Raw genomic sequence first — 23495 nt, 5'->3', positions numbered from 1 at the left:
CGATTGCCGTGCCTCGTCAATGTGGTCGTACCGTCCCGTCGCGATTACCCCAAGATTTTCTCTAATTCTGTTTTTTTTCTCGAATCTCGCGGGCAATGCGAACGGCTCGGTACGAATACCACTGAGGCAATCATTCGGCCTATGGTTCCGCAAAGATGCGAGGCGACTCCATGAAATACGCAAGCTTGTTGATGGTACTGGCCATAACCAGCACCACCAATGCGGAAGAAACCTTTGTGACGATTCATCGCGTGAGTGGGAATCGACTTCTGGTCTCCGTCGATCAAGCTGGTCGATCCCCATCGGGAATGCAAGGGCGACGCGGTTCACGGAGAGGGTCGCGAAACGTGGCAGCACAAATGGTCGCCGTTTCGGTGCCGGTGACTGCGAAAATCACGACGGCGATGAAGGAACGCCGGACGTTCGAGTTTCGCGCACTCGGTGAGTTGGCCGGTGGTTTGCGGAATGACATTTTTCTGAAAATGACTCAGCCGTTGCCGGCACGCATCGTGACCGCGAATCGGGTCATAACAGAAGTGAACGTGATCACGCCGCAAGCCGACATCAATCAAACCGCAACGACAGCCGCGGGCGTGTCGGTCATCGCAATCCGTCCTAAAAGACCTCCGATGAAGAAACAGGGAGACTGAATGTGAACCAGTTTTCGTGGCTCGCCTTTCTGATGTCTATCGTCACATTCCCGACTTGGGCGTTTGCACAACCTGCCAACTCCGAGGGAGTGAAGTTTTTTGAATCCAAGATTCGTCCGATCTTCCTGAAGCACTGTTATGGGTGTCATTCGACTCAGGCTGGCAAGGCGAAGGGAGGCTTGAAGGTCGATACAAGTGAGTCCTTGTTTCGCGGCGGCGACTCCGGCTCAGCGTTGGTTCCGCGAAAGCCTGATGATAGCTTGCTCTATCAAGTCCTGTTGTATCGAGACGATGTTTCGCAGATGCCCCCATCGGGAAAGCTGCCAGCATCGACCGTCCACGACATCCGTCGCTGGATTGAAATGGGAGCCCCGGACCCGCGTGTGATCAAACCCAGTCCCGCTGTGACTTCCCAAATCGACATTGATGCTGGCCGCAATCATTGGGCGTATCAGTCGCCGGTTCATCGAGAACCGAACGCGAATGAGGGTGACGTTTGGGCACAAACCGAGGTTGACCGATACATCATCGCGGAACTTGATCGCCAGCAACTAACTCCCGTTGCGGATGCCGATGCAGCAACGTTGGTTCGACGACTCAGTTTCGTGCTCACGGGTCTACCGATGACGCCAGATGAGAGCCGGACGTGGACGGATGCCATCGAGAGGACCGAAAGTTTTCTGCAACGTCAAGAAGTGCTTTTGGCATTGATCGACGAACTGCTGGCTTCGCCTCAATATGGCGAGCGTTGGGGACGTCATTGGTTAGACGTTGCTCGCTATGCCGAATCGACAGGGGGCGATCAGAACAACCTCTATCAGCACGCTTGGCGCTACAGAGATTATGTGATCGATGCGTTCAACAACGACAAACCCTTCGACGAGTTCGTTCGCGAGCAGATCGCGGGGGACCTGTTGCCGATCGCTGACGATGCGGAATGGGCGGAGCAGGTCATTGCGACCGGCTTTCTCACGAACGGCGTGAAACTTGTTGGAGAAGAAGATCAACAACAGTTCTTCGCGGACCTCGTTGACGAACAAATCGATGCGACAACTCGTGCGTTTCTCGCCACCACCGTCGCGTGTGCCCGCTGTCACGATCACAAGTTCGATCCCATTCCGCAGGCAGATTACTATGCATTGGCGGGGATTTTTCGTTCCACCGAGACGCACTACGGTTTACTGAAAGCGCAAGCTCGGCAAGCAACGACACTTCTCGATCTGACCGGAATGGGACCGCCCCCCGGAACCCCAGATCTCGATGCCGGGGAATATGCGGCCTTGGTGGCGGAACGGGATCAAGCTGCCAACGCCGTCGAAGAGGCGATGCGAAAAATCCGCGGTGGCGAGAATGTGTTTCGTGGGACGCTGCGTCGTCTCCGGTCGCAACGTGATGAAACCGAAGCAGCCCTCCAAGCGTATTCAAACCGTGGCAAGCCACGCGTTTTCGCGATGGGCGTTCAGGATCGGGATCAACCGCTGATGACTCGATTGCTGTTACGCGGCGAACTCGACAAACCCGCTCAGATTGTGCCTCGCGGATTACTACAGGTGCTCACCCCGTCAGGTCGGCATCGGTTCCCGTCGAATATCTCCGGGAGTGGGCGAATCGAACTTGCGAACTGGATCGCCTCGGACAAGAACCCGCTGACCGCCCGCGTGATGGCCAATCGAATCTGGCATTGGATGTTTGGTCGTGGGCTGGTCCGCACGACTGACGATTTTGGTGTCGCCGGGGACCGTCCGACTCACCCTGAACTTCTTGATTATCTCGCTCTGCGACTCATCGAGAATGGCTGGTCCGTCAAATCACTCGTTCGTGAAATCGCTCTCTCGCGGACTTTCCAACTCTCATCCAGCTACAACGAAAAGAACTTCGCAACTGATCCGGACAACCGGTTCCTATGGCGAATGAATAAGCATCGGCTCGAAGGTGAAGCGATTCGGGATGCCATGCTGTTCGCCTCGGGCAAGCTGGAAATGTCGCGACCGCTCGGAACCTATCTTCGGGAAGTGGGCGAAGGCAACGTCGGTCAGAATGTCTTCGAACCCGTGCTGCGGGCGATCGATGCGGACACTCGTTCGGTTTACCTGCCCCGCGTGCGAAGTGTCCTCCCAGAAATGCTGGAACTCTTCGACGCTCCCGACTCCAGCTTCGTCACTGGGACTCGTCAAACAACCTCAAGCCTGCTGCAAGCGTTGTACCTGTTGAACAACGAGTTCGTGCAAACTCAAGCAGATGCATTGGCAGGCAAACTCAATGAACTACCGAAAGACCAACGGATTCAGGAAGCGTACCTGTTGTTGTTCGGTCGAGAGCCAACTGCAAGAGAAGTCAAAATCGGTGAAACTTTTCTCTCGTCATCGCCTCGTGGTGACAGTGGTCGATTCACAGAAAACTCCCGTCGCCGAGGCCGTTTCGGACGTGGTCGAACGGAGTCAGTCATCGAGCAGACGCCGGCCTCATCGACTCCGCTTTCGGCATACTGTCAGGCTTTGATGAGTACAGCCGAGTTCCGCACCCTGGATTGAACCGGTAGGATAACTCATGAATCGTGATTTCTGCACGCGACGGATCCCGGCCGTCTCTCGTCGAGATGCGTTGAGAACACTCTCAGCGGGTTTTGGTTACTTGGCCTTCGCGGGGCTTGCAGCGGCTGAGCAGTCGGCGACACGCTCAAGTTTGGCAGTCCGGCAACCGCATTTTGAGCCGCTCGCGAAACGAGTGATCTTTCTTTGTATGCGAGGGGGGCCATCGCATGTTGATACTTTCGACTACAAACCTCGACTAGTCCATGATCACGGTCGGCCGTCGTCCTACGGTTCCCCCTGGTGCCGGTCGCCGTGGAAGTTCAAGCAACACGGCGACGCCGGTCTGTGGATTTCCGAACTGTTTCCTCGCTTGGCTGAGCACGCTGATTCTCTCTGTCTGTTGCGGTCGATGCATTGTGATCAACCCGCTCACGCTCAAGCAATGCTTCAACTTCATACAGGGCACGCGCAGTTCGTCCGACCCTCACTCGGAGCATGGAGCTTGTACGGACTCGGGACCGAGAATCAAAATCTTCCCGGTTTCATCTCGATCAATCCGCCAAGTTCAACGGGCGGTGCCCAAAACTACGGAAGTGCCTTTCTTCCGGCTGCCTATCAGGGAACGAAGTTCACGGTTCAGGACAGCAGCCAAAGAAACCGGAGAATCGATCGCATGCGGCGTGGGGAGGTAAACCCCAACGGGATTGCAAACGCTGTCAACAACCGCCTATCGCGTGGTGAACAGCAGCGACAACTTGAGCTAATCGCGGCACTCGACCGCGAGAAACTCTCTCGTGACATCCACAATCCGATCGTCGAAGGAGCGATCGAAAACTTCGAGTTGGCGTTTCGCATGCAGGATGCTGTCCCGCAAGTGATGAATCTATCCGACGAAACAGCCGAAACACTTGCGCTCTACGGAATCGATGAAGACCCCACGGATGGGTTCGGACGACAATGCTTGCTCGCACGGCGACTTGCCGAAGCCGGTGTTCGGTTTATTGAACTCGGCCACGGCAGTTGGGACCAGCATAGCAACATTCAAACGGCGTTGGCGTCAAACTGTGCTGAGACCGATAAACCGATCGCGGGACTCCTGGCCGACCTCAAACGTCGCGACCTGCTCAAAGACACGCTCGTCGTTTGGGGTGGCGAGTTTGGTCGCACACCGTACTCCGATTCCGGCACGGGACGCGACCACAACCACAAAGGCTTTACGATGTGGATGGCCGGGGGCGGTGTCAAAGGCGGCGTCAGTTACGGAGCCACCGACGAGCATGGCTACGAAGCCGTCACCGATCACATGCACATCCACGATTGGCACGCAACGATCCTTCACTTACTCGGACTCGACCACGAACGACTCACGTTCCTTCACGCCGGCCGAGAAATGCGTCTCACCGACGTTGCCGGGACGGTTGCGAAAGCGATCATCCAGTGAATCAAGCGGACGCAGATACCTGATATCTCGTTGCCACAAATCAAGAATGTTGCAGTCGTCAACACCTCGTTTCAACAACGCTTCTTCGAAAGGCATCGGACTGTATAGTACGACCCGGCATGGCGATCTTTGTCGGAGCCTGCGTGCAGTCGGTGACCATCGACCCGGATTGGGACGGCGGTCCCGAACGCTATGCCGATGTCCGCGTCGAATGGCCGCTAAACCAGTTCACCGAGCGTGAACTGCATGAGGAGGCGGTGCTGGTCGCCTTGGCCGGTCCATTGGCGGAGTTGTTACATCGGGGCGTGAGTCCTTTGAAGATATTTCAAATACGGTTCTTGATTTGAACGACGTGCTCAGACTCGATCCGCTTCCAGTCATTCCATTACTCGTCAAATCTCTTCTTCACGACCAAGTTGGTCAATCCATTCTCGGACATTGAGGACGCGAGTTGGAGAACATAAATGACCATCGCTTGTCATGCCGAACGGGAGTTCGGCACACATTAGGATTCGTCGATTAACTCTTGCAACGCTTCGAGGTGACCGATTTGTTGGTCACGTCGCTCTGTTAGCATCTGCAAATAGGCTACGGTGGCACAGTTTCCGGGTTCTTGATCGTTGAACTGCCAGAGCACGGCTTTTTCTTTCATGGCTTTGGTTTTGGGGGGCATTCCACGTCTCCTCAAGAGTGAACGGTTTGCGAGTCACGTCGACTCGCGACATGGGAGAAGCGTGAGTCCCCGAGCAAGAGGGACGATGATTTCTTTTCACAGCCTCGGTGTTCCTGCCTCGAACCCCGGCCGTTTCTCATAAGTCGAGACGTCACTTTCACTCGCTGTTAGCGCGAAGTGTACGGTGTTCTTTGGGAATGGGCTCGGCCAGTGATGCAACGCGGGCGCAAACTCGGGCCGAGATCGGTAGAATCTGGTCCATCGACAGGAACGTTGGCGGTAAAGGACCTCCGATTAGGGGGACTGTTCGATTCTTTAGGTGTTCCAACCTCAAACAATGACAAATGAAGTGCGTGCTATGCGAGTTGCGATCCTATTCCACTTAGTTGGCTTCTTGGCATCTTCATCCGTGGCATCCGCTACGGAGTCACGGGATGCGGACGTGGTGATCTATGGGGCGACACCGAGCGGAATCGCGGCAGCGATTGCTGCGGCGGATAGTGGTCAGCGGGTCCGTTTGGTGGAGCCGACCGCACGCATTGGCGGATTGGTGACGAGTGGGTTGTCACACACGGATTTCCATTCGTTTGAAAGTTTGACCGGGACGTATCTCGATTTCAGTCAGCGGGTCGAAGCCTACTACGCCAAAAAATACGGTCGCGATTCCCAGCAGGTGCGGGATTCGTTTCGGGGCACGTTCGCGGAACCCCACGTTAACTTGGCGGTGTTCCAGCAGATGCTGGCCGAATGGGAATCCATTACGGTCTCAAGACAGATGACATTGGATTCCGTGCAGGTTCGCAAGAAGAACGGAACGCGACACATCCAATCAGCTACGTTCCTCGATCCCGATGGTGCCAAGGTGACTTTCACCGGGCGAGTCTTCATCGATGCGACGTATGAAGGTGATCTGCTGGCGAAATCTGGTGTGCCTTGGCGGTGCGGTCGGGAAGGTCGCGACGAGTTCCAGGAATCGCTAGCTCCGGAAGACGGTGACGTTCAGCTTCAGGCGTACAACTTCCGGTTCATCATGACCCGCGATCCCGCCAACCGAGTTGCTCCGGAAGCTCCGGCTGGTTATCGCCGTGAAGACTTTCTTGGTGTGCTGCCGATTCTGAAATCGGGTCGCATCAAGACTGTCTTCGGGTATCCAAGGGGGTGCCTGTTCAAAGCCCAGACGCCGCCGCTGCCGAATGGGAAATACGACATCAATGACGTTTCCGGAGGACTAGTGCGGCTTTCGTTGCCAGGAAAGAACCTGCAATGGCCGGACGGCGATGCGGCGGCCCGAGCCGAAGTATTTGCTGAACATCGACGGGATCAAGTTGGGTTGCTGTATTTCCTGCAACACGATGCGGCCGTGCCTGAGAAGTTCCGCAACGAAGCTCAGCAGTGGGGGTGGTGTCGTGATGAGTTCGCCGAAACGGATCACCTGCCCCCGCAGTTGTACGTGCGAGAGGCGAGACGAATGGTGGGCGTTCACGTCTTTCGTCAGCAAGACAGCGAACACGCTCCGGGCGATGCTCGAGCGGTGTTGCATCGGGATGCCATCGCCATGGGCGACTATGGCAACAACTGTCACGGCACCGCCCACGAAGGGCCACGATTCGGCGGCCATCACACTGGCGAGTTTTACAACCCGGTTCCGCCGTATCAGATTCCCTACGGCACGCTGCTACCCAAGGATGTGGACAACTTGCTCGTGCCGGTGGCGGTCTCGGCGACCCACGTCGGCTTTTGTGCCTTGCGACTGGAACCGATCTGGATGTCTTTGGGCCAAGCCGCGGGCCATGCCGCGTCCATGGCGATCGAAACCGATCTTGCCGTGCAGAAGGTCGACGTCGCAAAACTTCAGCGGCGGCTTCATACCGATGGTTCCGCTACAATCTATGCGAGTGATGTGCTGCCGGGACATCCCGATTTCGCGGCGGTCCAATGGTGGGGCACGCTCGGCGGTTTGCATGGTCTGGCCCCCATGCCAGCCAAACCCGGTCAACGTGGCGAGAAGATTCACGGGCAATACTTCCAAGCGAATCCTGGACACAAGGTGGAACTGAACGCACCCTTGGACGATGCACTCAAGCAGCGTTGGCAGTCGTTATTTCCGCTCCAAAATACTCGGCAGTTGAAGACCCGTGGCGATTGGATTCGCAAGGCCTTCCAGACCGCTGTCCAGGATGCTGAGAAGACGACCAATCAGGAATCGACATCGTATCCTGTCACGGCACCGCCCGCCGAGTTGAAGCTGCCAAAGTTTTATCAAAAGTATGTCAGTGCGAATGGCTTTCCGATTGTCTCATCGGACCAAGTGAACGATTACGCTTTGAAAGAGGCAGCGTATTTGGCTGATCTCTTGCTAGCGAAGCGGCCCGATGTTCGAGATGCGATGATCAACGGCGGTTCGCGGTTGGTGGTGATTGCTCATGACGAGTTCACGACCGACGTTCCCGAATACGCTCACATGAAACCGAAGGATTACTGGGACGCTCGCGCTCGCGGTTTGGGCGGTTCGGCGACGGACCCGCTGTGTTCGTGCGGCGAGGAAAATCTGCTAGCTTATCCCGGCGATCCCTACCAAACCGAGAGCATTCTGATTCACGAGTTCGCCCACAACATTCACCTTCGTGGCTTGGCCGCCGTCGATCCGAGTTTCGACACTCGCGTCAAAGCCGCCTACGATGCCGCAATGAAAGAGGGCCTGTGGGCCGGCAAGTACGCTTCGACGAATCACCACGAATACTTTGCCGAGGGGGTGCAGTCGTGGTTCGACAACAACCGTCCGCCCGACCACGATCACAACCACGTCGACACCCGGAAGGAACTTCGTGAATACGATCCACGATTGGCGAAGCTCTGTGAAGAAGTCTTCGGCGAGACGAAGCTCACCTACACCAAACCGGCCACCCGACTCAACGGCCACTTGCAAGGCTACGATCCGCAGACCGCGCCAACATTCCGCTGGCCCGCACGCCTCGACAAGCAACGGCAAGAGATTCGGAAGAAAGCCAAGTCGCGACCGACCTCTTCAGGCAACCGCTGATCGGGAAATCCGCTGCCCCGATTTGAACCGTTCCACGCCTTCCCAAAATCTCGGCCCAATCTCAAAAGCATTTTTGAATGCTGTCTAGGATTCAATCATGATGCGACATGCGATACGCAAGGTCGGCCGCTGTGGATGGCCGGTTATGCGACGCGGGACAAGCCATCCACGGTGACGGCTCAGGATTTGTTCGTGAAGGTACTGGTTCTCGAAGACGACCCCGGCACACAGTTAGCGATCGTCGCATTAGACTTGATTGGCGTGTCCCAAGGGGTTCGCGAGGATGTCGTCGTGGCGTGTCGGGAACTGTTCAGGTTGTCGCCGGAGTCAATCCTGCTCAATGCCTCGCATACGCACTGCGGCCCGGAACTGTGGGGGGCAAAGTCCGGCATTAGGGTGGCGACGCCGCCCGCGAAGTCATGGCGATCGAGTACACAAGGGGCTGGTGAAACGAGGATGGCATCATTCCGACTTGATCGGCAAACGCCCCGTTGCGAAGCCGGACCGCGAAGTGATCTTCACCGAAGTTCCGTGCCGTCCGGGCGGAAGTTGTCGGTGATGTCGTCCACCAATACGCCGCGGACGTCGCCAGGATCGTCGTACTGCCAAACTTTTACCGACGCAAACGAAACCTGCGCGGTTTTCCACGGAGCCGGCCCGGCCCACTTCGGCAGCCAGACGCCCAGATTGAGTTGAGCCGCCATCGCGGGGACGTACTTGTTGTGCGTTCCGACTGGCTTGCCATCAATCCAATGCGTTACGCTCTTACCCTGATAGACAGCGTAGCGATCTTTGCCTAGTCGCTTCAGCGGGTTGCCCAAGTAGTCTGCGAACGGCACGGACTTGCTCTGTACCCACCAATACCCCAAATGTTTGGCGACCTGCTGATCGGTAATGCCATCGAGTAGTTGGAGTTGAGTTCGCCATTCGGTTGTGAAGGTGTGATAGCGGCCATCGGTCGCGATGGCCGCTTCGAACAGATTGGGATCGTGGCGATTCTGGCAAAACGTATTGTAGAGAGCTTGCCGGAAATCACCGTCTTTGCCGAACTCAGGGAAATCCAGCTCGGACCAATACTCATTGGCAGCGAGTCCGTAGGCGGGCATGTGTGGGTTGTAGAGCGGCTTCGTGGACACGAACTCGTCTTTCCGCTGGGCATCACCGTCGACCCAGCGGTAGCCGTAGGTCCAGATCGCCGGCACACAACCTTTGGGATGTGCCGGGTTTTCCGGTCCTCCATTGGAGGGTATCCGCGAGCCGATCTTCATCACAACCTCGAACCGGCCTGAGGCAAAGAACGGTTTCGAGACGATCACTCCACCGACGCGATCTTTCTTACCCCATAATCCCGTAACGGGGCCGTCGTAGTGGTCACCATGTGCCTCACAGACGAGCACGTTCTGTCGACGTCCTGCCACGGTATCGGTTTCAATCCGCACGTTCTCCGGGACAACGCCGTGATTGCCATCGCCCCACTTCTTCCGCAGCACATACCACTTCTTCGAGTCGATTTTTCCTCCAGCCCAGTCTTCCTCAAAGGCCAGCCGGGAACCCGCAGGCGGTTCATTAAGCGGTTGCGGGGACGGTGGACTTGCAATGACGCCTGAGGCCGCAGACACGGCACCGACACCGGCGACAAATAGAAATGTCCGTCTTGACGTTTTGTAGTCCATTCTGGTCCTCATCATGCTCCGCGACGGGTCGTGTGTTTTTTTGGGTGGCGAGTTTGTCGGGACTTTCACCGCTCCAAATCACCGGCACATGGTCTTACTGCTTGTCCCGGTCTAAATGCAACTTTGCCAGGGTCTTCAGAAGCTGACCGGGATCGTCACTGGAGAGCGAAGCCGGAGAATGTTCCAGCAATGACAGAACTTCCTCCCGTTTGCCGGTCGTGCCATTCAAATGCAAGGCCGCTCCGGTGTTTCGTACCCGCTCGACGAGCGTGTTGTCGTCATCAAGCCACCGTGGCCACAGGCGGATCGTCTCAACCCCAGCTTCTGCGAATGGTTCGATGGCCTTTGGGTTGGGAATCAGCCCGAGTTGCCGAGCATCAGGCAACAGCTGACGAAACAGCCGAGCCTGTTCGACACTACGAACACCCACAATCGTCCGCTCCGGCGCTCCATGCTGCTTCACCTCAGCAACGACGGCGATCGCAAAATCTCTCCCCTGCTCTTTTAGGTCTAGCAAAACATCGATCTTGTCGCGACAGGCGATCAACGTCTCCTGCAAGGTCGGAACACGCTCGCCGGCATACTCGGCATCGAACCAACTTCCGGCATCCAACTGGCGAACTTCGGCGAGCGTATGCTCTCTCAACGGTCCCTTTCCATTCGTGGTGCGATCCAGCGTGGCATCGTGCAGAATCACCAGATGCCCGTCTTGCGTGGTACGAACATCGACTTCGACCGCTGTCGCTCTGGCTGCAATCGCTCGGCGGACCGCAGGCAATGTGCACTCAGGACGATCGACACTCGAACCGCGATGAGCCACGATCTGTTGAACGCCCATCAGCGGCAACGGCTCCGCAAGGGCTTGCGATTCGATCGGAAACACCGCCAGAAACATTGGAACAAGGCATCGGGAGACTGACATCAAGAAAAACCTTCTGTTGGACCGTCTGCACTGGCAACGGTGGAGTCTCCACCATACCGCAATGCCCGCGTTGTTTCACCAGACACAATATCTCGACAATCATCTGAATGTTCGCATCTCACGCTCAGATACGTGACTCGTCCGCATCTCATCGTGACACACCGACGCAATGCATTCTCAACGAGTTGAAAAACCAACTGAAAAAATCTGTGACTTCCAGCGTATTTCAGATTACGTGAAAAACATTGCGAACCATTATGTGTATTTGAGACTCTACTCTTTCAGACACGACGCAAACACAACAGCAACGAAAGCCTTTGATGTTCGCAATCCAATCCTACAGTCACAACGGCAACGAACGTGATCGGCAATCCATCGTGATCAGCCAGGCGATTGCGTTGTCGATGCCTTACTCCGGATTGTGACCCGAGATTCCTCTAGCGTTTTGCGAGGCTCGGTGTCACAAAGAACATCGGGCTTTTTTTGTGTCCCTAGTCTAACGATTAGGGCTGGTAGCTGAGATGGTCTAGCGGCGGTCTGAAGAACCGCAGACGAGGATTCGAGCGCCTCCCAGCCCGCTGTGCAAATCATATCGCTAGAAAAACACGGCCCGTTCGACTTCGGGTGAGGTCATCGGTCTTTCAAGCCGAGCAGGTTGGGTTCGACTCCCACACGGGTCGCTTTGACGATCGAAACAACTTCCCACAGGAATCACAATCAGCCCGGTCGTTCAATGGTTGAGGACGCCGCTCTGATAAGGCGGAAACGAAGGTTCGATTCCTTCTCGGGCAAATCATCGGAGTTATAGGAATGTTAGAGCGACAACGATGGAAACGCACATCACGACTCATTGGGAAGTCGTGGTGTAATGGCAGCACAGCAAGCTTTTAACTTGCACGGTGGGGGTTCGAGTCCCTCCGACTTCACTAAAAACATTCACAAGAAACAAACATCCCACGGGATCGAAGTGTTAGCGGCAGCATGTCCGGCTCTTAACCGGATTGGTGACGGTTCAAGTCCGTCCGATCCCGCTTGTTCAGCCTTGGGCTGATGAAGACAACAACACGCACTGGTCGTCTAGCGGCAAGATTCCGCCTTCGTAACGCGGCGACGTGGGTTCGATTCCCGCCCGGTGCTCTGCTGATCATTGGCAACTCGACGAATCGTCCGTCAATGAACGGACAAAACATCAGCACCCATAATGTAGCGGTAGCCTATCGCCTTGCCATGGCGAAAGTGCGGGTTCGACTCCCGCTGGGTGCTCTACTGATCGTCCTTGGTTTGTCCTGGGCGAACTTGGTAAATGCCGATTTGATGGACATCGTCCCTAAATCCGCCAATGAAACCGGAGACGTGGGAACCGATCGGGCACCAATCCCCAGCTTGATACCTTTCTGGCGTCAAGCCGTCGATGCAGATGATTTCAAGCAATGCCGGAAATCCATGTACATCGAGCCACGCCCCATACGGAGCTTTGGCGACCACGACCCCAGTGACTTTGTCACCAACGGCATGGTTCGCCTTGAGAGACTTCCACTCAACTTCAACCTGAGATGGATCGCGATTGCCGAAATAGTTTGAAAGTAACGAACCCCAACTCTCGTTTTGCATTAGTGCATTATGACGAATAGATTATGACATATTCAAGAGACTGAACCTTCAGGGTGTAGGAAAGCCTGGTATTCCGCGTGCCTTGGGAGCACGAGATCGCTGGTTCAAATCCAGCCATCCTGACTGATTTTCCGGTGTGGCCTAATGGTAAGGCGGCGGTCTGTTAAACCGACGAGTGCAGGTTCGACTCCTGCCACCGGAGCTGAAAGTCCAAGGGAAAGGCAAGCCAACGGGTGATGGCAACCGTTTCGAAAGCGGTCGAGTGTTAGACACGCCTTGAGGGTTCGACTCCCTCCCTTTCCGCTGCTCGTGCGGGGTAGTTTCTGTTGGTAGAAATCCGTCGCTTTGAACGACGAGTTTGCAGGTTCGATTCCTGCCCCCGCAACTGAAGAATCGGAAGTCATCCGGTTGGTTGAGGAGCCTGTCTTGAAAACAGGTGGCGGTGCAAACTGCTTGTGAGTTCGAGTCTCACGGCTTCCGCTGAGAACACTACACACGCCTCTGGTGTAATGGCAGCACGACTGATTCCAAACCAGTTAGTCAGGGTTCAAGTCCTTGGGGGCGTGCTAATAAACTAGCGAACCTGATGGGTTTGGTAGTCTCTAGTAGAATGGGATCAACAGTCCTGTGGCCCAGCGGCGAAGGCAGCTCTCTTACAAAGAGTCGATCGGGGGTTCGAGTCCCTCCAGGACTATTGCCAACACAACACGGCTCGGTAGGCAACTGGCAGACCACCTTGGCTTAGAACCAGGGATGCTGTGGGTTCAAATCCCACCTGAGCCACTTTGAAGTCAGTGCGGTGTATGAGGGATTCATGAATCAAAAAGAACTGCGTCAAGTTACCACATGGATTGAATCTGTTTTGCGAGACTGGGACCCGATTGGAGTGTCAGCCTTCGTTGGCGACGAATATGATTCCTATGCTCCCATGATTGCTCAACTCCTCACAAACGGAGTCGACGAAGCAAAGCTAATCAATCACCTTTCACAGATTGAGACAAACACCATGGGCTTGCAGGGCGACCGGGTTCGGTGTGCTGAGATTGCACGATGCTTGAGCGATGGCTTTGCCAATAGACGATACTTGAACCAACCATAAATCAGACGTCCTCGTGGAGTAGCGGAGTGCTCGCCTGCCTGTCACGCAGGAGATCATGGGTTCAAATCCCATCGGGGACGCTTTTCAACTTGGCACGATACGCCAATCAGGCAGAGCGACGGATTTCAAAAGTCCGTGGATGGGGGTTCGATTCCCTCGCGTGCTACTCGACTACCATTCGTCTAAATGACACGCGTCGGCTGGGCATCGGCGAGCTCAAGTGGCTGTAACCCATCCGCATATTTGCTGTGGCGGTTCGACTCCGTCCCGACGCACTGACAACATGGCCCGTTCGTCTAACGGTCAGGATGCTAGGTTCTCAGCCTAGTGATATGGGGTCGAATCCCTTACGGGCTGCTATCACGTTTTTTGATAATAGTGAGACTAGGTGGTGGAATGGTAGACACGCAGTGCTCAGAACACTGTACCGATTGCGGTGTGGGAGTTCGAATCTCCCCCTAGTCACTTCGCCGAGCCTCTCGGTATATCGCGGGTGAGCGAGTGCTCATTCGGGTCTCATAAGCCTGAACAGCCGGGTGCGACTCCCGGACCCGCTATTTTTCTCATCTCCGACTGCAACGGGCTCATGGTCTAAAGGCAGGACGCCGCTATGGCATGGCGGCAATCCGGGTTCGAGTCCCGGTGAGTCCACTGACACGATGGAAGGTAGCCGGATACGGTTGGCCGGGCCGCACTGCTAACGCGGTTTCCCCTCGGGGAATGAGGGTTCGAATCCCTTGCCTTCCGCTTTTCTGTTTGATGGATGGCTCGATGGTGAAAGGGAAATCATACCGGGCTTCTAACCCGGCGTTCCAGGTTCAAATCCTGGTCGGGCTGCTGAATGAAACGAGAAATGTTTGAAACAGAAAAACGGAAGGACCACCCCCATAGGCGATGGGGTCCGGTTGGAAGCCGGTTGAGCATCTTCAAGGTGCCTTGCGGGTTCAAATCCCGCTCCTTCCGTTGAGAACTTGATGGTGTCCGTGGTGTATGCGGTAGGCACATCTGCCTGTGAAGCAGAAGGTTTGGGTTCAACTCCCAACGGATACCCATTTTATAGACTCTCTATCGTAGTTCGCGAAATATGGAAACAAAAAATCTCACCACAACGGTGTCGTTAGGAATGACACGCGACCAAGTCATTGAGGCACTCGGCGAACCGGATGCGATGGGGAACACATCGCGAAAGTATAAGACTCCCAGTATTTTCAAATACGGTGACACCGAACTATGGTTTGAACCTTGGAAAACCGGAACACTTCACGGAATCTGGGATGAGAAGAATGAGAAACTCTTGTTAGGAGGACCTCGCTAGAAGATTTCCTGAGTGCCAACGTGCCTCGACATAGAAAGGCACCCGTCTTGTAAACGGGTTGATACTGGTGCGAGTCCAGTCGTCGGCTCTTTGTTTGATTCGGAACAACTCAGCCCGTGGTTGTGCCGGATCGCATGACAGCTTCCGAAGCTGTTGGACCAGGTTCGACTCCTGGACGGGCTACTCAAAACATGCCTTGCGAGTGTGAGGGACGCACGGTGGTCTTCGGAACCACAAGACGGGGTTCGACTCCCTGGCGAGGTATTTTGATATCAACACGTCCCGGGAGTGTGCTGGATTCGCACGCGAGCCGGCGAAGCTCGTAGACCAGGTTCGATTCCTGGCTGGGACACTTTTCACGTCATTGCAAAGTCAGGAAACCAACCGATGCGGCTGACCAGAGACCTCGACCTTCGCAAGCTGAATAGCACGACAAAGTACCCGTCGATCCCAACGTATCATTCCCTAGGCGATCGAGGGAGTTTGCTGAATGAGACTGTCTCGTTCGATGGCCATCCGCTGATTGCAACCGAGAAAGTCGATGGCACGAATAGCCGCATTATCATCATGCCAGATGAATGCTACTTGATTGGGAGTCGTGAAGAGTTGCTTCACGCCAAGGGCGATCTGGTTCACAACCCGGCGTTGGGTATTGTCGAAACACTGAAACCTGCGGCAGATCGCATCAGTTCAGCCTACCAGAGTCCCCAAGATGCGATTACGACAATCTACTTGGAAACGTACGGAGGCAAGACGACAGCCGCCGCGAAGCAGTATACCAGTCGCCGTGAGTTTGGTTTTCGGGTTTTCGACGTGAATCGAGTTCCCATCAGCCGACTCGATAGTGAGTTGGCAGTGATCTCGTCGTGGCGTGAGAATGGCGGTCAAGATTTTCTGTCAGAAGCAGCTTTGACTGAGTTTACGGAAGCGATGCAACTTAAGTTAACTCCTCGTGTGACTGGGGTCGATTTCATACCGACTGCGATTGGAGAGACGCATGATTGGCTCCAGTCAAAGATTACGACGACACTCGTGGCACTCGATGAAGACGCGGGTGGAAAGCCAGAAGGTCTTGTCGTGCGAACAGCTGACCGCGAACGGATTGTGAAGATTCGGTTTGAGGATTACGAGCGCCACGCGAAACGACTCAAGAAGCAGATGAAAAACTGACGGCGTCGTCCATGGAGTGGGCGACACCGTTACGACGCTGGAGCCAGACGGCCAGGCAATCGGCTGCAACCCGATCGAAGTGGGTTCGATTCCCACCGGCGTCTCTGACCAACCAACTGCCGATTCGGATTCCATCTTGCAAAGATAAAACGTCTGGATCATTGCTTCGTTGGAAGGTCGCAATACAAACCCATTTGCCGGCTTGGAGTCCATGTGAGTTCCATTCTCATTGCCCGCTCTTGAGGGTAACGCGGGCCTGCTCGTTGGGAGCAATCTCTGACCAATCTTCGTTGCCGTCCAACACACACTCGACTGCCGGTTTGGAGTCCATGGCAAACGACCGCAAGGTCTTGCGGGTTCAAGTCCCGCCCAGTCCGCTACGTCAAATATTGACGGACGGGTTCTCTGGCCACACTTCGTCGAGTGCCTAGACACGATCCGACTGCCGGTGCGGAGTACATCCTCCACCAAACGCCGGGGGAACGGGAGTTTCCCAGTACCGAACGGTAAGGCGGCTCTGTGCCAAACTTCGTCGGATCGTGGATTGACTGAGTCGGAAAAGGGGAACCGCGAGCGACGTCGTTGTTGCTTCGGTTCAAGCGTTGTCGGCTCGACTGCCGGATGGGAGTCCATCATAATCCGTTGAAAAAACCTCGGTATTGCATCACACGTTGGATTTGGTTTTTACACGAACCTGGAGCACTCCCCCGGTGTCTGTCGGGAGATTCAAGATCTGTTGCTGGAAACCCTGCGATGTTCAATAGCTCGTTCAACTCATCGTCATCGTCGTTGTCCAACTCGGCTGCTTCTTCGGAATCGTCAGCGCGAGGCGGGGTCGGTGTGAGTTGAGAGCGGTTGCGAATCAACATTCACCCAGCCCGCCGAGCCTAATGGTTCGGCGGGCTTTTTCTATTTGTGATGCGATGTTTTTGCGGTGGGGACTGTCCTGGTGTCGCACGGGGCGCGAAAAGGCCGGTGAGGCTGCTCACCTTTTCGGTTGGGCAGATTCCGCCGCACACTCTCTCGAAAGGAGATGCGGAGCAATGGTGACGAAAACCCATGTGAATGTCGGCACGATCGGTCACATCGATCACGGCAAGACCACGCTGACGGCGGCCCTGCTCGCGGTGCAAGCTCAGCAAGGTCTCGCTGAAGCCAAAGCCTACGGCGACATCGCCAAGGGCGGCACGGTTCGCGACGAGACGAAAACGGTGACGATCATTACCAGCCACGTCGAGTACGAAACCGAACGCCGGCATTACGCCCACATCGATTGTCCGGGTCACGCCGACTACATCAAGAACATGATTACCGGAGCCGCCCAGATGGATGGGGCGATTCTGCTCACCTCGGCCGTCGACGGACCGATGCCGCAAACGCGGGAACACATCCTGCTCGCACAGCAGGTCGGTGTGCCGCATTTGGTGGTGTTCGTCAACAAGTGCGATCTGGTCGACGATCCCGAAATCATCGAACTGGTGGAGATGGAAACCCGCGAACTGCTCAGCCGCTACGGTTACGACGGTGATGCGGTGCCGTTCATCCGTGGCAATGCGAAAGGAGCGTTGAAGCATCCTGATGCACCGGCATTTGCCGGTTGCATTCGCGAACTTCTCGAAGCGTTGGACACGGCGATCCCTGATCCCCAGCGGGATGTGGATAAGCCGTTTCTAATGGCGATTGAAGGTGTGCATCAGGTCGTCGGTCGCGGCACGGTCGTCACTGGCAAGATCGAGCAAGGTCAGATTCGGGCGGGAGAGAAGGTCGAAATCCTCGGCCTGACCGAACCGATCCGCACCGTCTGCACGAGCGTGGAGATGTTCCGCCGCGTGCTCGATGTCGGTGTGGCTGGACAGAATGTGGGGCTGTTGTTGCGAGGTGTGCGGCATGATCAGGTCTATCGCGGCCAAGTCATCGCCGCTCCCGGCAGCATCGAACCACGTCAACAGTTTCAGGCGGAGGTGTACGCGTTGACGAAGGAAGAAGGCGGCCGTCACACGCCGTTCTTCAACGGTTATCAGCCGCAGTTTTACTTCCGCACGACCGACGTGACCGGGCAAGTGCAACTGCTCAGCGGGGCGGAAATGTGTCTGCCCGGCGACACCGTGCCCATCCAAGTCGGTTTGGACAAACCGATCGCGGTGGCCACGGGAACGCGGTTCGCCATTCGTGAAGGCGGCCGCACCGTCGGTTCCGGCATCGTCACCGACGTGATGTAAAACATCATCGCTCGCCCCGGACTTGGAAATGCCAGGTCCGGGGTTTTGTTCTTAATGATCGTCGAAGTGATCGTCGTTCGACCGGCGATACAAGTAGCAACGAATGCTTTGACTGGACCCACTGAACGCCATCCAGACCCGTTGGAACAACGGCATTCAGAATAAAGCACAACGGCCTTTTTCTGACGCTGGAAAATCGCTGGCTGGTTGATGGTGCCGGACTTGGTTTGTGTCAGCTTTGTCAGCGTACTGAACTTCACGATCTGGCGATTGAATGCCGGTTGACGCGATGATTTGTCACTGTGCTTAGAACGCGTTGGCACAAAGTCGACATTTTACAGGTCAAGCCAATGCCCGACTCAAATCTAATTGCCCTTCCGCTTCCAACTCCACGCCGTCAGGGCATTGAGCTCGCGGATAAACACGTCATTGCCGCTCACAGCGATATGAGCCCACGTATCGTCTTCACTGACGGTTCGCTCGTCGAGTAACTCAAACTTTTCCGGGGTGGCCTTGAGCAAGAGCAAAGCCCCACGTTGATCCAACGCCAGGATTCGATCCTTTTGAGCGACTAGGCTGCAATATTTGCCGAATGGTTTCGACGTCCAGGTTCGCTCACCGGTTTCGAGGTCGATGCAAGTGAATCGCTGATTCTGCAAGTGTAGATAAGCATGGCTTCCAATGATGACGGGCGTCGACATATAGCCTTTGGCATTGTTGCTCCACGTCTCCGTAATCTCGAACTTCCCATTAGGCTTGTCGGCGGTGTAGAGCCAAGACTTGTTCTGATACGAACTCGTAAAGATGCCGTCCTTAAACTGCGTCGGCGTGAGGATGTTCATCCCTCGGAAACTGGGAACTACATGTTCCCAGAGGACGCTGCCACTCTCCGGGTCAACACCGGCGAGTTTCTGCCGTGTCTGCACAACCAACTGTCGCTGCCCTGCTAGTTCGGTCACGATCGGCGAGGAAAAAGCACTGCCGCCCATGCCGCCATCATCTTCCAGAGATCGCCAGAGAATCTCGCCGGTTTCTTTATCGAGTTTGATGAATGAGGCCCCGGCTTGGACGTATAGGGAATCGCCGTCGACCAATGGAGAACTTGCAAAACCGAATGCCGGCAGGCGTGTACCGAGTTGCTTCACGAAATCGACACGCCATTGCTCTTTGCCGGTCTTGGCATCGAGCGAAACCAACACGTCGCGCATTCCGGCGACGAACAGGTTCTCGCCATCAAAAGCGGGAGTGGCGCGAATCCAACTCCCGTTTGAAGCGGCAAAAAACGGCACCGACATCGCACCGTCCCACTCCACCTGCCACAGTGTGTTCCCCGTTCCGCGGTCGAGGGCATAGACGACTTCGGTTTTGGCGTCCGCCGTCCCGGTTACGAACACCGTAGCATCCGAGACGACCGGGCCGGAGTAACTCGGAGGAAGCTCGATCCGCCAGCTTCGAGTGAGAACGTCTTCCGAGAGCGAGTCCGGCCAGTTGTCACCCGGTACGATGCCATCTCGGTTGGGGCCACGCCATTGATTCCACATGCCATCCTGCCCCCGAACTTGGGAAACACAGGAGCAAATCAAGACGACGAAAAGTAGAAAGTGTCCAATGGAACGCATCACAGCCTCGTGGAGTTGGGGATAATCTTCTACGGTGATTATATCCCCATCGGCAAGGGGCCGTCTTGTAGACCGCCATAGGCCAACATCTCACGGCGACCGATTGAACTCTTGATCACGGCCATGCGGACAACGGCGTGCTTTGGCGGCAATGATTTGATTTCATCAATCGTGAACGTCTCAGGCGTCGTCACCTTCTTGCTGATCGTCAGGGCATGGTCCGGTGACACAATCGGTGATACGATTGTTATCGACCTGGGAGCAGAATATGTATCACGCCTTTTCGTAAGTCATTGATATGAAAAAACTTTCGATTTCACTGCTGCGTTCGGGACGTAGAGGTTGCTGGTTCAAATTCAGTCGCCTCGCGACTGTAAACCTCTTCTAGATAAAGACTTAGAGCGGCTCCTCGGTGAGCCGCTTTTGTCATTTCTGCAGTGAGCCACTAAGCGTTGCGATGAAGTCCATTTCGCGCTGCGTCCTCATTTCGCTCAGGCTGATTCGATTTTCGATACGTTTCGTCTGTACAACTTCTTCATCAGTGCCTGACCGCGACCTGAGTCGGTCCGTTCGGTTCTTATCTACCGATCTTCACTTTGACGTTGGTTGCGGATACCACGAAACTCTCGTGGCATTTCTCCAATAGCAACTGATTCGATCTTGGAGGCTACTATCCGCGCCCTTTGCATTCGTGTAACCGCCCTCGAGTCTCAGTCCACCACACTCACCGAACCACGTGGACATGTATCGCGCGAGTGCTTCACTATTGAATAATTAAAGTGATGCTTAGCCGTGTTGTGGTCTACTCCAGATAGGCTAGCTTGGCGTTTGCGTTCGAGCAGGAATAACGACGAGGCCGCTTCGTGGTCGCGGTGCGCGGTGACCCGAGAATTGCGGTCCCGCTGTTCGTCATCCTGTACGGATCCACGAAGATTCAGTCCATTGGGGCGTTCAAACGGCGAATGCTCCTACGACGTTACATACAAATCAACATGCCGCTGACCGGCGTTACCTGCTCGCCTCGGCGATCGCGGCCTCCAACTGATTCACCACGTCTGGGTGCTTGGACGCGATATTGTTCGCTTCGCCGAGGTCGCTATCGAGATCATAGAGTTCCAACGGCTTGTTGGGGGCGAGGCGGACGCCCTTCCATTGCCCCTTGCGGACGGCCTCCTTCTTGCCATACTTCCAATAGAGGTAGTCGTGGCTTTCTTGCTCGCCCTGACCGGTGAGGGCTGGCACGAAAGAGACGCCATCGGTTTTGTGAGGAAGCGGGGCACCCGCAAGTTCGCAAGCGGTGGGGACCCAATCGTAGAAGGCGAGCGGTTCCGCACAAGTCGAACCGGCCCGAATGACCCCCGGCCACCAGGCGATGGTCGGGACGCGGATTCCACCTTCGTAGAGATCACGTTTATAGCCGCGTAGCGGACCGTTGGCGTCGAAATACTCGTGCTTGTGCCCACCCTCGGAGTGGGGGCCATTGTCGGACGTGAACACGATAAGCGTCTTGTTTTCGATGCCCAACTCCTTGAGTAGTGCGACAAGCCGGCCCACATCGCCGTCCATGCGAGTGATCATCGCGGCCTGCCCCTTTTCGACGTTGGGCCACTTCTCGTCCTTGTAAATGCCGTAGTCGGGAACTTCCATCCCGTTCTTGTTCTGGACACGTCCCCCCTCGTTGTTGGCATGGGGGATCGTCCAGTGAATGTGAAGTAAAAAGGGGTTCCGCGCGTTGGCGCGGACGAAGCCAAACGCTTCATTCGTCATGACGTCGTGTGAGTAGGTCTGGCGGGCGTCCAGGCGGGCAACACGACCACGGGCCTTCGGGTCGTCGATGAGCACGTTGCCGTCGAGCGGCACTTTCTCCATGTTGCGCCAGAGATGGGTCGGGTAGTAGTTGTGGGCCTCACCCTGATCAAGGTAACCCATCCAGAAATCAAAGCCCTGTTGATTCGGATGTCCGCTCGTCCCGACCTTTCCTAATGCCCACTTGCCAACGCCACCGGTCGCGTAGCCCACGGCCTTGAGTCGCTCGGCAACGGTGACATCCTCGGGCGCTAGCACGTAGGCAGCGTTCGAGTTGATGGCCGTGTGCCCGGCATGCAACCCCGTCCAAAGCACAAGACGCGACGGTCGACAGACCGTGTTGCCCGCGTAGTAATTGGTGAGCCGCATTCCCTCGTCGGCGAGTTTGTCCAGATGCGGCGTCTTGATGCGTTGCTGTCCGAAGCAGCCCAAGTCACCGTAGCCCAAGTCGTCGCACATGATATAGATCAAATTCGGCTGCTCCGCATAGACAGGCTGAGCGTGAGAGAAGACGATCGCGAAGAGGGCGGTCAAAACAAAAGCAATGGATCGCATATGAGCACTTTTCGGTTGATTGGGATTGGTGAGTGACCTCGGCGGTCCCCCCAGTAGGGCATGGAGCCTTCGGTTGCGTCGGCGGCCACCAAAGGAAAACCTCTGGCTCAGCTCGACTCTTGCCAATATGGATGGGGTTTGATTGCAAAAATGCGGACTCCGGGAGAAGGTTGAGTTATCACGACTGGACCTTTTCTAAACGGAGTCCGCAATGAATCGAGGTCCCCAAGTGGCTGAGGATCTGATGGTGAGATTTTTGCCTGCGTTCACCCAGCCGACGGCTAACATTGACTCAGACAACCATCATCACCATCGGACATCGCACGCTGACGGCCACTTTGATGGTGGCCCCTGGTTTATTGATGGGTCATTTTAGCACCGACAATCGCTTGTTTTCCAGGCCCGCCTGGTCGACGTGGTCCGTTGGCCAGATATTAGCTCGGGTCGTCATCGAGCTGGCACTGCCGGACGAACCGATCGGACTCGTCGTCGATGACATAACGACGGAACATCCCGGTCGCCAAGTCTGGGGTAAAGCCAAGCATCGTGATGCGGTCCGAAGTTCTCACAGCTTGACCAAGTGGAATGGGGACACAAGTGGGTGGTGCTAGCGGTCACGATCCGCTTCCCCTGGCCGAATCGGCCTTGGGCCTTACCAGTATTGTTCGCACTGTATACTCCGCCGGAAGTCAGCGAGCGTCTCGGACGCAAGCACCACACTGCGGGCGAATTGGCTCGCATTCTCACCCGACGCTTGTTGGGATGGTTTCCCGAGCGCCGCTTTGTTTTGACTGGTGGTGGACAGTACTCCACACACGAGATGACTCGGTTCGCTCACGCGTATCACACTCAATTGACGTTCGTAGGTCGGTTCTCTGGCAACGCGAATTCGTATCACCCGCCGCCCAAGTATTCCGGCACCGGTCGGCCTCGCGTCAAAGGAGAGCGGCAGTCCAAGCCCGAAAAGGTAGCCGCAAAACCCATGTATGTGGCTTGGTACGGCGGTGACCAGCGTTAGGCAAAACTCGTTCGAGGGCAAGGCCACTGGTTCAAACCAAGCATTGGTCTAGTACGGTATCGTTCGTATGTGTCGAAGACATTGAAGACACACATCGCTCCGAGTATTTCTATAGTAGCGATCCAAGTTAGTCCGAGTAGCGATCCAAGTTAG

16 protein-coding genes and 27 tRNA genes are annotated in these 23495 nt (G+C 55.7%); 36 read left to right on the top strand and 7 right to left on the bottom strand.

The window, feature by feature from the left end:
* Window positions 1-170 precede the first annotated feature (170 nt).
* The 4 genes from G6R38_RS26505 to G6R38_RS26490 all read left to right on the top strand — a co-directional run bounded on the left by G6R38_RS26505 (window position 171) and on the right by G6R38_RS26490 (window position 4969).
* Window positions 171-650 carry a hypothetical protein gene (locus G6R38_RS26505; RefSeq protein WP_166831794.1) on the top strand — a complete coding sequence of 160 codons (480 nt, stop codon included), beginning with the start codon at window positions 171-173 and terminating at the stop codon, window positions 648-650.
* 2 nt (window positions 651-652) lie between these two features.
* The gene (locus G6R38_RS26500; RefSeq protein ID WP_206028746.1) at window positions 653-3181 is read left to right on the top strand and encodes a PSD1 and planctomycete cytochrome C domain-containing protein; all 2529 of its coding nucleotides are present in this window, start codon (window positions 653-655) and stop codon (window positions 3179-3181) included.
* A 16-nt stretch (window positions 3182-3197) separates the two neighbouring features.
* Window positions 3198-4622 carry a DUF1501 domain-containing protein gene (locus G6R38_RS26495; protein ID WP_166831793.1) on the top strand — a complete coding sequence of 475 codons (1425 nt, stop codon included), beginning with the start codon at window positions 3198-3200 and terminating at the stop codon, window positions 4620-4622.
* A 119-nt stretch (window positions 4623-4741) separates the two neighbouring features.
* The gene (locus G6R38_RS26490) at window positions 4742-4969 is read left to right on the top strand and encodes a hypothetical protein (RefSeq protein WP_166831792.1); all 228 of its coding nucleotides are present in this window, start codon (window positions 4742-4744) and stop codon (window positions 4967-4969) included.
* A gap of 158 nt (window positions 4970-5127) precedes the next feature.
* Here G6R38_RS26490 and G6R38_RS26485 read toward each other — a convergent pair whose 3' ends face one another.
* A complete protein-coding gene (locus G6R38_RS26485; protein WP_166831791.1) occupies window positions 5128-5295 on the bottom strand; it encodes a hypothetical protein in 168 nt (55 codons plus the stop codon).
* 358 nt (window positions 5296-5653) lie between these two features.
* Between G6R38_RS26485 and G6R38_RS27920 the strand changes: the two genes are divergently transcribed.
* Window positions 5654-8335, top strand: a complete 2682-nt coding sequence (locus G6R38_RS27920) for an FAD-dependent oxidoreductase (protein ID WP_206028745.1) — start codon at window positions 5654-5656, stop codon at window positions 8333-8335.
* Window positions 8336-8853: 518 nt separating this feature from the next.
* Here G6R38_RS27920 and G6R38_RS26470 read toward each other — a convergent pair.
* Entirely contained in the window at window positions 8854-10008 is a 1155-nt protein-coding gene (locus tag G6R38_RS26470) for a glycoside hydrolase family 16 protein (protein WP_240928393.1), read from the bottom strand.
* A 94-nt stretch (window positions 10009-10102) separates the two neighbouring features.
* Window positions 10103-10930, bottom strand: coding sequence for a glycerophosphodiester phosphodiesterase (locus G6R38_RS26465; protein ID WP_166831789.1), 828 nt, complete (start codon window positions 10928-10930; stop codon window positions 10103-10105).
* Window positions 10931-11436: 506 nt separating this feature from the next.
* On the opposite strand from G6R38_RS26465, the gene G6R38_RS26460 reads away from it, so the two are divergent.
* The 7 genes from G6R38_RS26460 to G6R38_RS26430 all read left to right on the top strand — a co-directional run bounded on the left by G6R38_RS26460 (window position 11437) and on the right by G6R38_RS26430 (window position 12193).
* Window positions 11437-11508: transfer RNA gene (locus tag G6R38_RS26460), tRNA-Phe, on the top strand.
* A 29-nt stretch (window positions 11509-11537) separates the two neighbouring features.
* Window positions 11538-11610, top strand: a tRNA-Glu gene (locus G6R38_RS26455).
* Between the two features lie 39 nt (window positions 11611-11649).
* Window positions 11650-11722 (top strand) — tRNA-Ile (locus G6R38_RS26450).
* Window positions 11723-11784: 62 nt separating this feature from the next.
* Window positions 11785-11856, top strand: a tRNA-Lys gene (locus tag G6R38_RS26445).
* 32 nt (window positions 11857-11888) lie between these two features.
* Window positions 11889-11961, top strand: a tRNA-Lys gene (locus tag G6R38_RS26440).
* 35 nt (window positions 11962-11996) lie between these two features.
* Window positions 11997-12067, top strand: a tRNA-Thr gene (locus G6R38_RS26435).
* A gap of 55 nt (window positions 12068-12122) precedes the next feature.
* Window positions 12123-12193: transfer RNA gene (locus G6R38_RS26430), tRNA-Gly, on the top strand.
* Here the strand turns inward: G6R38_RS26430 and G6R38_RS26425 are convergent.
* Window positions 12194-12541, bottom strand: a complete 348-nt coding sequence (locus tag G6R38_RS26425) for a hypothetical protein (protein ID WP_166831788.1) — start codon at window positions 12539-12541, stop codon at window positions 12194-12196.
* Between the two features lie 49 nt (window positions 12542-12590).
* On the opposite strand from G6R38_RS26425, the gene G6R38_RS26420 reads away from it, so the two are divergent.
* The 23 genes from G6R38_RS26420 (at window position 12591) to tuf (ending at window position 18344) form a co-directional block, all read left to right on the top strand.
* A tRNA-Pro gene (locus tag G6R38_RS26420) sits at window positions 12591-12664 on the top strand.
* Window positions 12665-12671: 7 nt separating this feature from the next.
* Window positions 12672-12743: transfer RNA gene (locus G6R38_RS26415), tRNA-Asn, on the top strand.
* Window positions 12744-12756: 13 nt separating this feature from the next.
* Window positions 12757-12844, top strand: a tRNA-Ser gene (locus G6R38_RS26410).
* 7 nt (window positions 12845-12851) lie between these two features.
* Window positions 12852-12926: transfer RNA gene (locus G6R38_RS26405), tRNA-Gln, on the top strand.
* A gap of 10 nt (window positions 12927-12936) precedes the next feature.
* Window positions 12937-13021: transfer RNA gene (locus G6R38_RS26400), tRNA-Ser, on the top strand.
* A 15-nt stretch (window positions 13022-13036) separates the two neighbouring features.
* A tRNA-Trp gene (locus G6R38_RS26395) sits at window positions 13037-13107 on the top strand.
* A gap of 55 nt (window positions 13108-13162) precedes the next feature.
* Window positions 13163-13235 (top strand) — tRNA-Val (locus G6R38_RS26390).
* Window positions 13236-13250: 15 nt separating this feature from the next.
* Window positions 13251-13324: transfer RNA gene (locus G6R38_RS26385), tRNA-Leu, on the top strand.
* A gap of 323 nt (window positions 13325-13647) precedes the next feature.
* A tRNA-Asp gene (locus G6R38_RS26380) sits at window positions 13648-13720 on the top strand.
* Between the two features lie 113 nt (window positions 13721-13833).
* Window positions 13834-13915 (top strand) — tRNA-Tyr (locus tag G6R38_RS26375).
* Between the two features lie 10 nt (window positions 13916-13925).
* Window positions 13926-13997 (top strand) — tRNA-Glu (locus G6R38_RS26370).
* A gap of 25 nt (window positions 13998-14022) precedes the next feature.
* Window positions 14023-14105 (top strand) — tRNA-Leu (locus G6R38_RS26365).
* Window positions 14106-14220: 115 nt separating this feature from the next.
* A tRNA-Ala gene (locus tag G6R38_RS26360) sits at window positions 14221-14291 on the top strand.
* Between the two features lie 10 nt (window positions 14292-14301).
* Window positions 14302-14387, top strand: a tRNA-Ser gene (locus tag G6R38_RS26355).
* Between the two features lie 18 nt (window positions 14388-14405).
* Window positions 14406-14477 (top strand) — tRNA-Arg (locus G6R38_RS26350).
* Between the two features lie 35 nt (window positions 14478-14512).
* Window positions 14513-14603, top strand: a tRNA-Ser gene (locus G6R38_RS26345).
* Window positions 14604-14617: 14 nt separating this feature from the next.
* Window positions 14618-14690, top strand: a tRNA-His gene (locus G6R38_RS26340).
* A gap of 73 nt (window positions 14691-14763) precedes the next feature.
* Window positions 14764-14955 (top strand): hypothetical protein, encoded by a 192-nt coding sequence (locus G6R38_RS26335; protein WP_166831787.1) that lies wholly within the window; start codon window positions 14764-14766, stop codon window positions 14953-14955.
* 14 nt (window positions 14956-14969) lie between these two features.
* Window positions 14970-15043, top strand: a tRNA-Thr gene (locus tag G6R38_RS26330).
* A 23-nt stretch (window positions 15044-15066) separates the two neighbouring features.
* Window positions 15067-15138 (top strand) — tRNA-Arg (locus tag G6R38_RS26325).
* A 204-nt stretch (window positions 15139-15342) separates the two neighbouring features.
* On the top strand, window positions 15343-16125 hold the full coding sequence (locus tag G6R38_RS26320) for an RNA ligase family protein (RefSeq protein WP_166831786.1): 783 nt from the start codon (window positions 15343-15345) through the stop codon (window positions 16123-16125).
* Window positions 16126-16158: 33 nt separating this feature from the next.
* Window positions 16159-16229, top strand: a tRNA-Cys gene (locus G6R38_RS26315).
* A 939-nt stretch (window positions 16230-17168) separates the two neighbouring features.
* Window positions 17169-18344 (top strand): elongation factor Tu, encoded by a 1176-nt coding sequence (tuf, locus tag G6R38_RS26310; protein ID WP_166831785.1) that lies wholly within the window; start codon window positions 17169-17171, stop codon window positions 18342-18344.
* Window positions 18345-18709: 365 nt separating this feature from the next.
* On the opposite strand, the gene G6R38_RS26305 is transcribed toward tuf, so the two are convergent.
* The 3 genes from G6R38_RS26305 to G6R38_RS26295 form a co-directional block, all read right to left on the bottom strand.
* Window positions 18710-19963, bottom strand: a complete 1254-nt coding sequence (locus G6R38_RS26305; protein WP_166831784.1) for a PQQ-binding-like beta-propeller repeat protein — start codon at window positions 19961-19963, stop codon at window positions 18710-18712.
* A 38-nt stretch (window positions 19964-20001) separates the two neighbouring features.
* Window positions 20002-20193 (bottom strand): molybdopterin-binding protein, encoded by a 192-nt coding sequence (locus tag G6R38_RS26300; protein WP_166831783.1) that lies wholly within the window; start codon window positions 20191-20193, stop codon window positions 20002-20004.
* A 778-nt stretch (window positions 20194-20971) separates the two neighbouring features.
* Window positions 20972-22324 (bottom strand): arylsulfatase, encoded by a 1353-nt coding sequence (locus tag G6R38_RS26295; protein WP_166831782.1) that lies wholly within the window; start codon window positions 22322-22324, stop codon window positions 20972-20974.
* 580 nt (window positions 22325-22904) lie between these two features.
* On the opposite strand from G6R38_RS26295, the gene G6R38_RS26290 reads away from it, so the two are divergent.
* Window positions 22905-23342 carry a transposase gene (locus tag G6R38_RS26290; protein WP_390881480.1) on the top strand — a complete coding sequence of 146 codons (438 nt, stop codon included), beginning with the start codon at window positions 22905-22907 and terminating at the stop codon, window positions 23340-23342.
* The last annotated feature ends 153 nt before the right edge of the window (window positions 23343-23495 follow it).

The sequence above is a fragment of the Thalassoroseus pseudoceratinae genome, from assembly GCF_011634775.1.
Taxonomy (GTDB): domain Bacteria; phylum Planctomycetota; class Planctomycetia; order Planctomycetales; family Planctomycetaceae; genus Thalassoroseus; species Thalassoroseus pseudoceratinae.
The sequence above is the reverse complement of the archived record's forward strand: the minus strand, read 5'-3'. Positions and strand labels throughout refer to the sequence as shown.

Excerpts from the sequence above, each read along its gene's own strand:
- G6R38_RS26505 (WP_166831794.1), top strand. The coding sequence starts at position 171 with ATGAAATACGCAAGCTTGTTGATGGTACTGGCCATAACCAGCACCACC.
- G6R38_RS26495 (WP_166831793.1), top strand. The coding sequence starts at position 3,198 with ATGAATCGTGATTTCTGCACGCGACGGATCCCGGCCGTCTCTCGTCGA.
- G6R38_RS26490 (WP_166831792.1), top strand. The coding sequence starts at position 4,742 with ATGGCGATCTTTGTCGGAGCCTGCGTGCAGTCGGTGACCATCGACCCG.
- G6R38_RS26485 (WP_166831791.1), bottom strand. The coding sequence starts at position 5,295 with ATGCCCCCCAAAACCAAAGCCATGAAAGAAAAAGCCGTGCTCTGGCAG.
- G6R38_RS27920 (WP_206028745.1), top strand. The coding sequence starts at position 5,654 with ATGCGAGTTGCGATCCTATTCCACTTAGTTGGCTTCTTGGCATCTTCA.
- G6R38_RS26470 (WP_240928393.1), bottom strand. The coding sequence starts at position 10,008 with ATGGACTACAAAACGTCAAGACGGACATTTCTATTTGTCGCCGGTGTC.
- G6R38_RS26465 (WP_166831789.1), bottom strand. The coding sequence starts at position 10,930 with ATGTCAGTCTCCCGATGCCTTGTTCCAATGTTTCTGGCGGTGTTTCCG.
- G6R38_RS26425 (WP_166831788.1), bottom strand. The coding sequence starts at position 12,541 with ATGCAAAACGAGAGTTGGGGTTCGTTACTTTCAAACTATTTCGGCAAT.
- G6R38_RS26335 (WP_166831787.1), top strand. The coding sequence starts at position 14,764 with ATGACACGCGACCAAGTCATTGAGGCACTCGGCGAACCGGATGCGATG.
- G6R38_RS26320 (WP_166831786.1), top strand. The coding sequence starts at position 15,343 with ATGCGGCTGACCAGAGACCTCGACCTTCGCAAGCTGAATAGCACGACA.
- tuf (WP_166831785.1), top strand. The coding sequence starts at position 17,169 with ATGGTGACGAAAACCCATGTGAATGTCGGCACGATCGGTCACATCGAT.
- G6R38_RS26305 (WP_166831784.1), bottom strand. The coding sequence starts at position 19,963 with ATGCGTTCCATTGGACACTTTCTACTTTTCGTCGTCTTGATTTGCTCC.
- G6R38_RS26295 (WP_166831782.1), bottom strand. The coding sequence starts at position 22,324 with ATGCGATCCATTGCTTTTGTTTTGACCGCCCTCTTCGCGATCGTCTTC.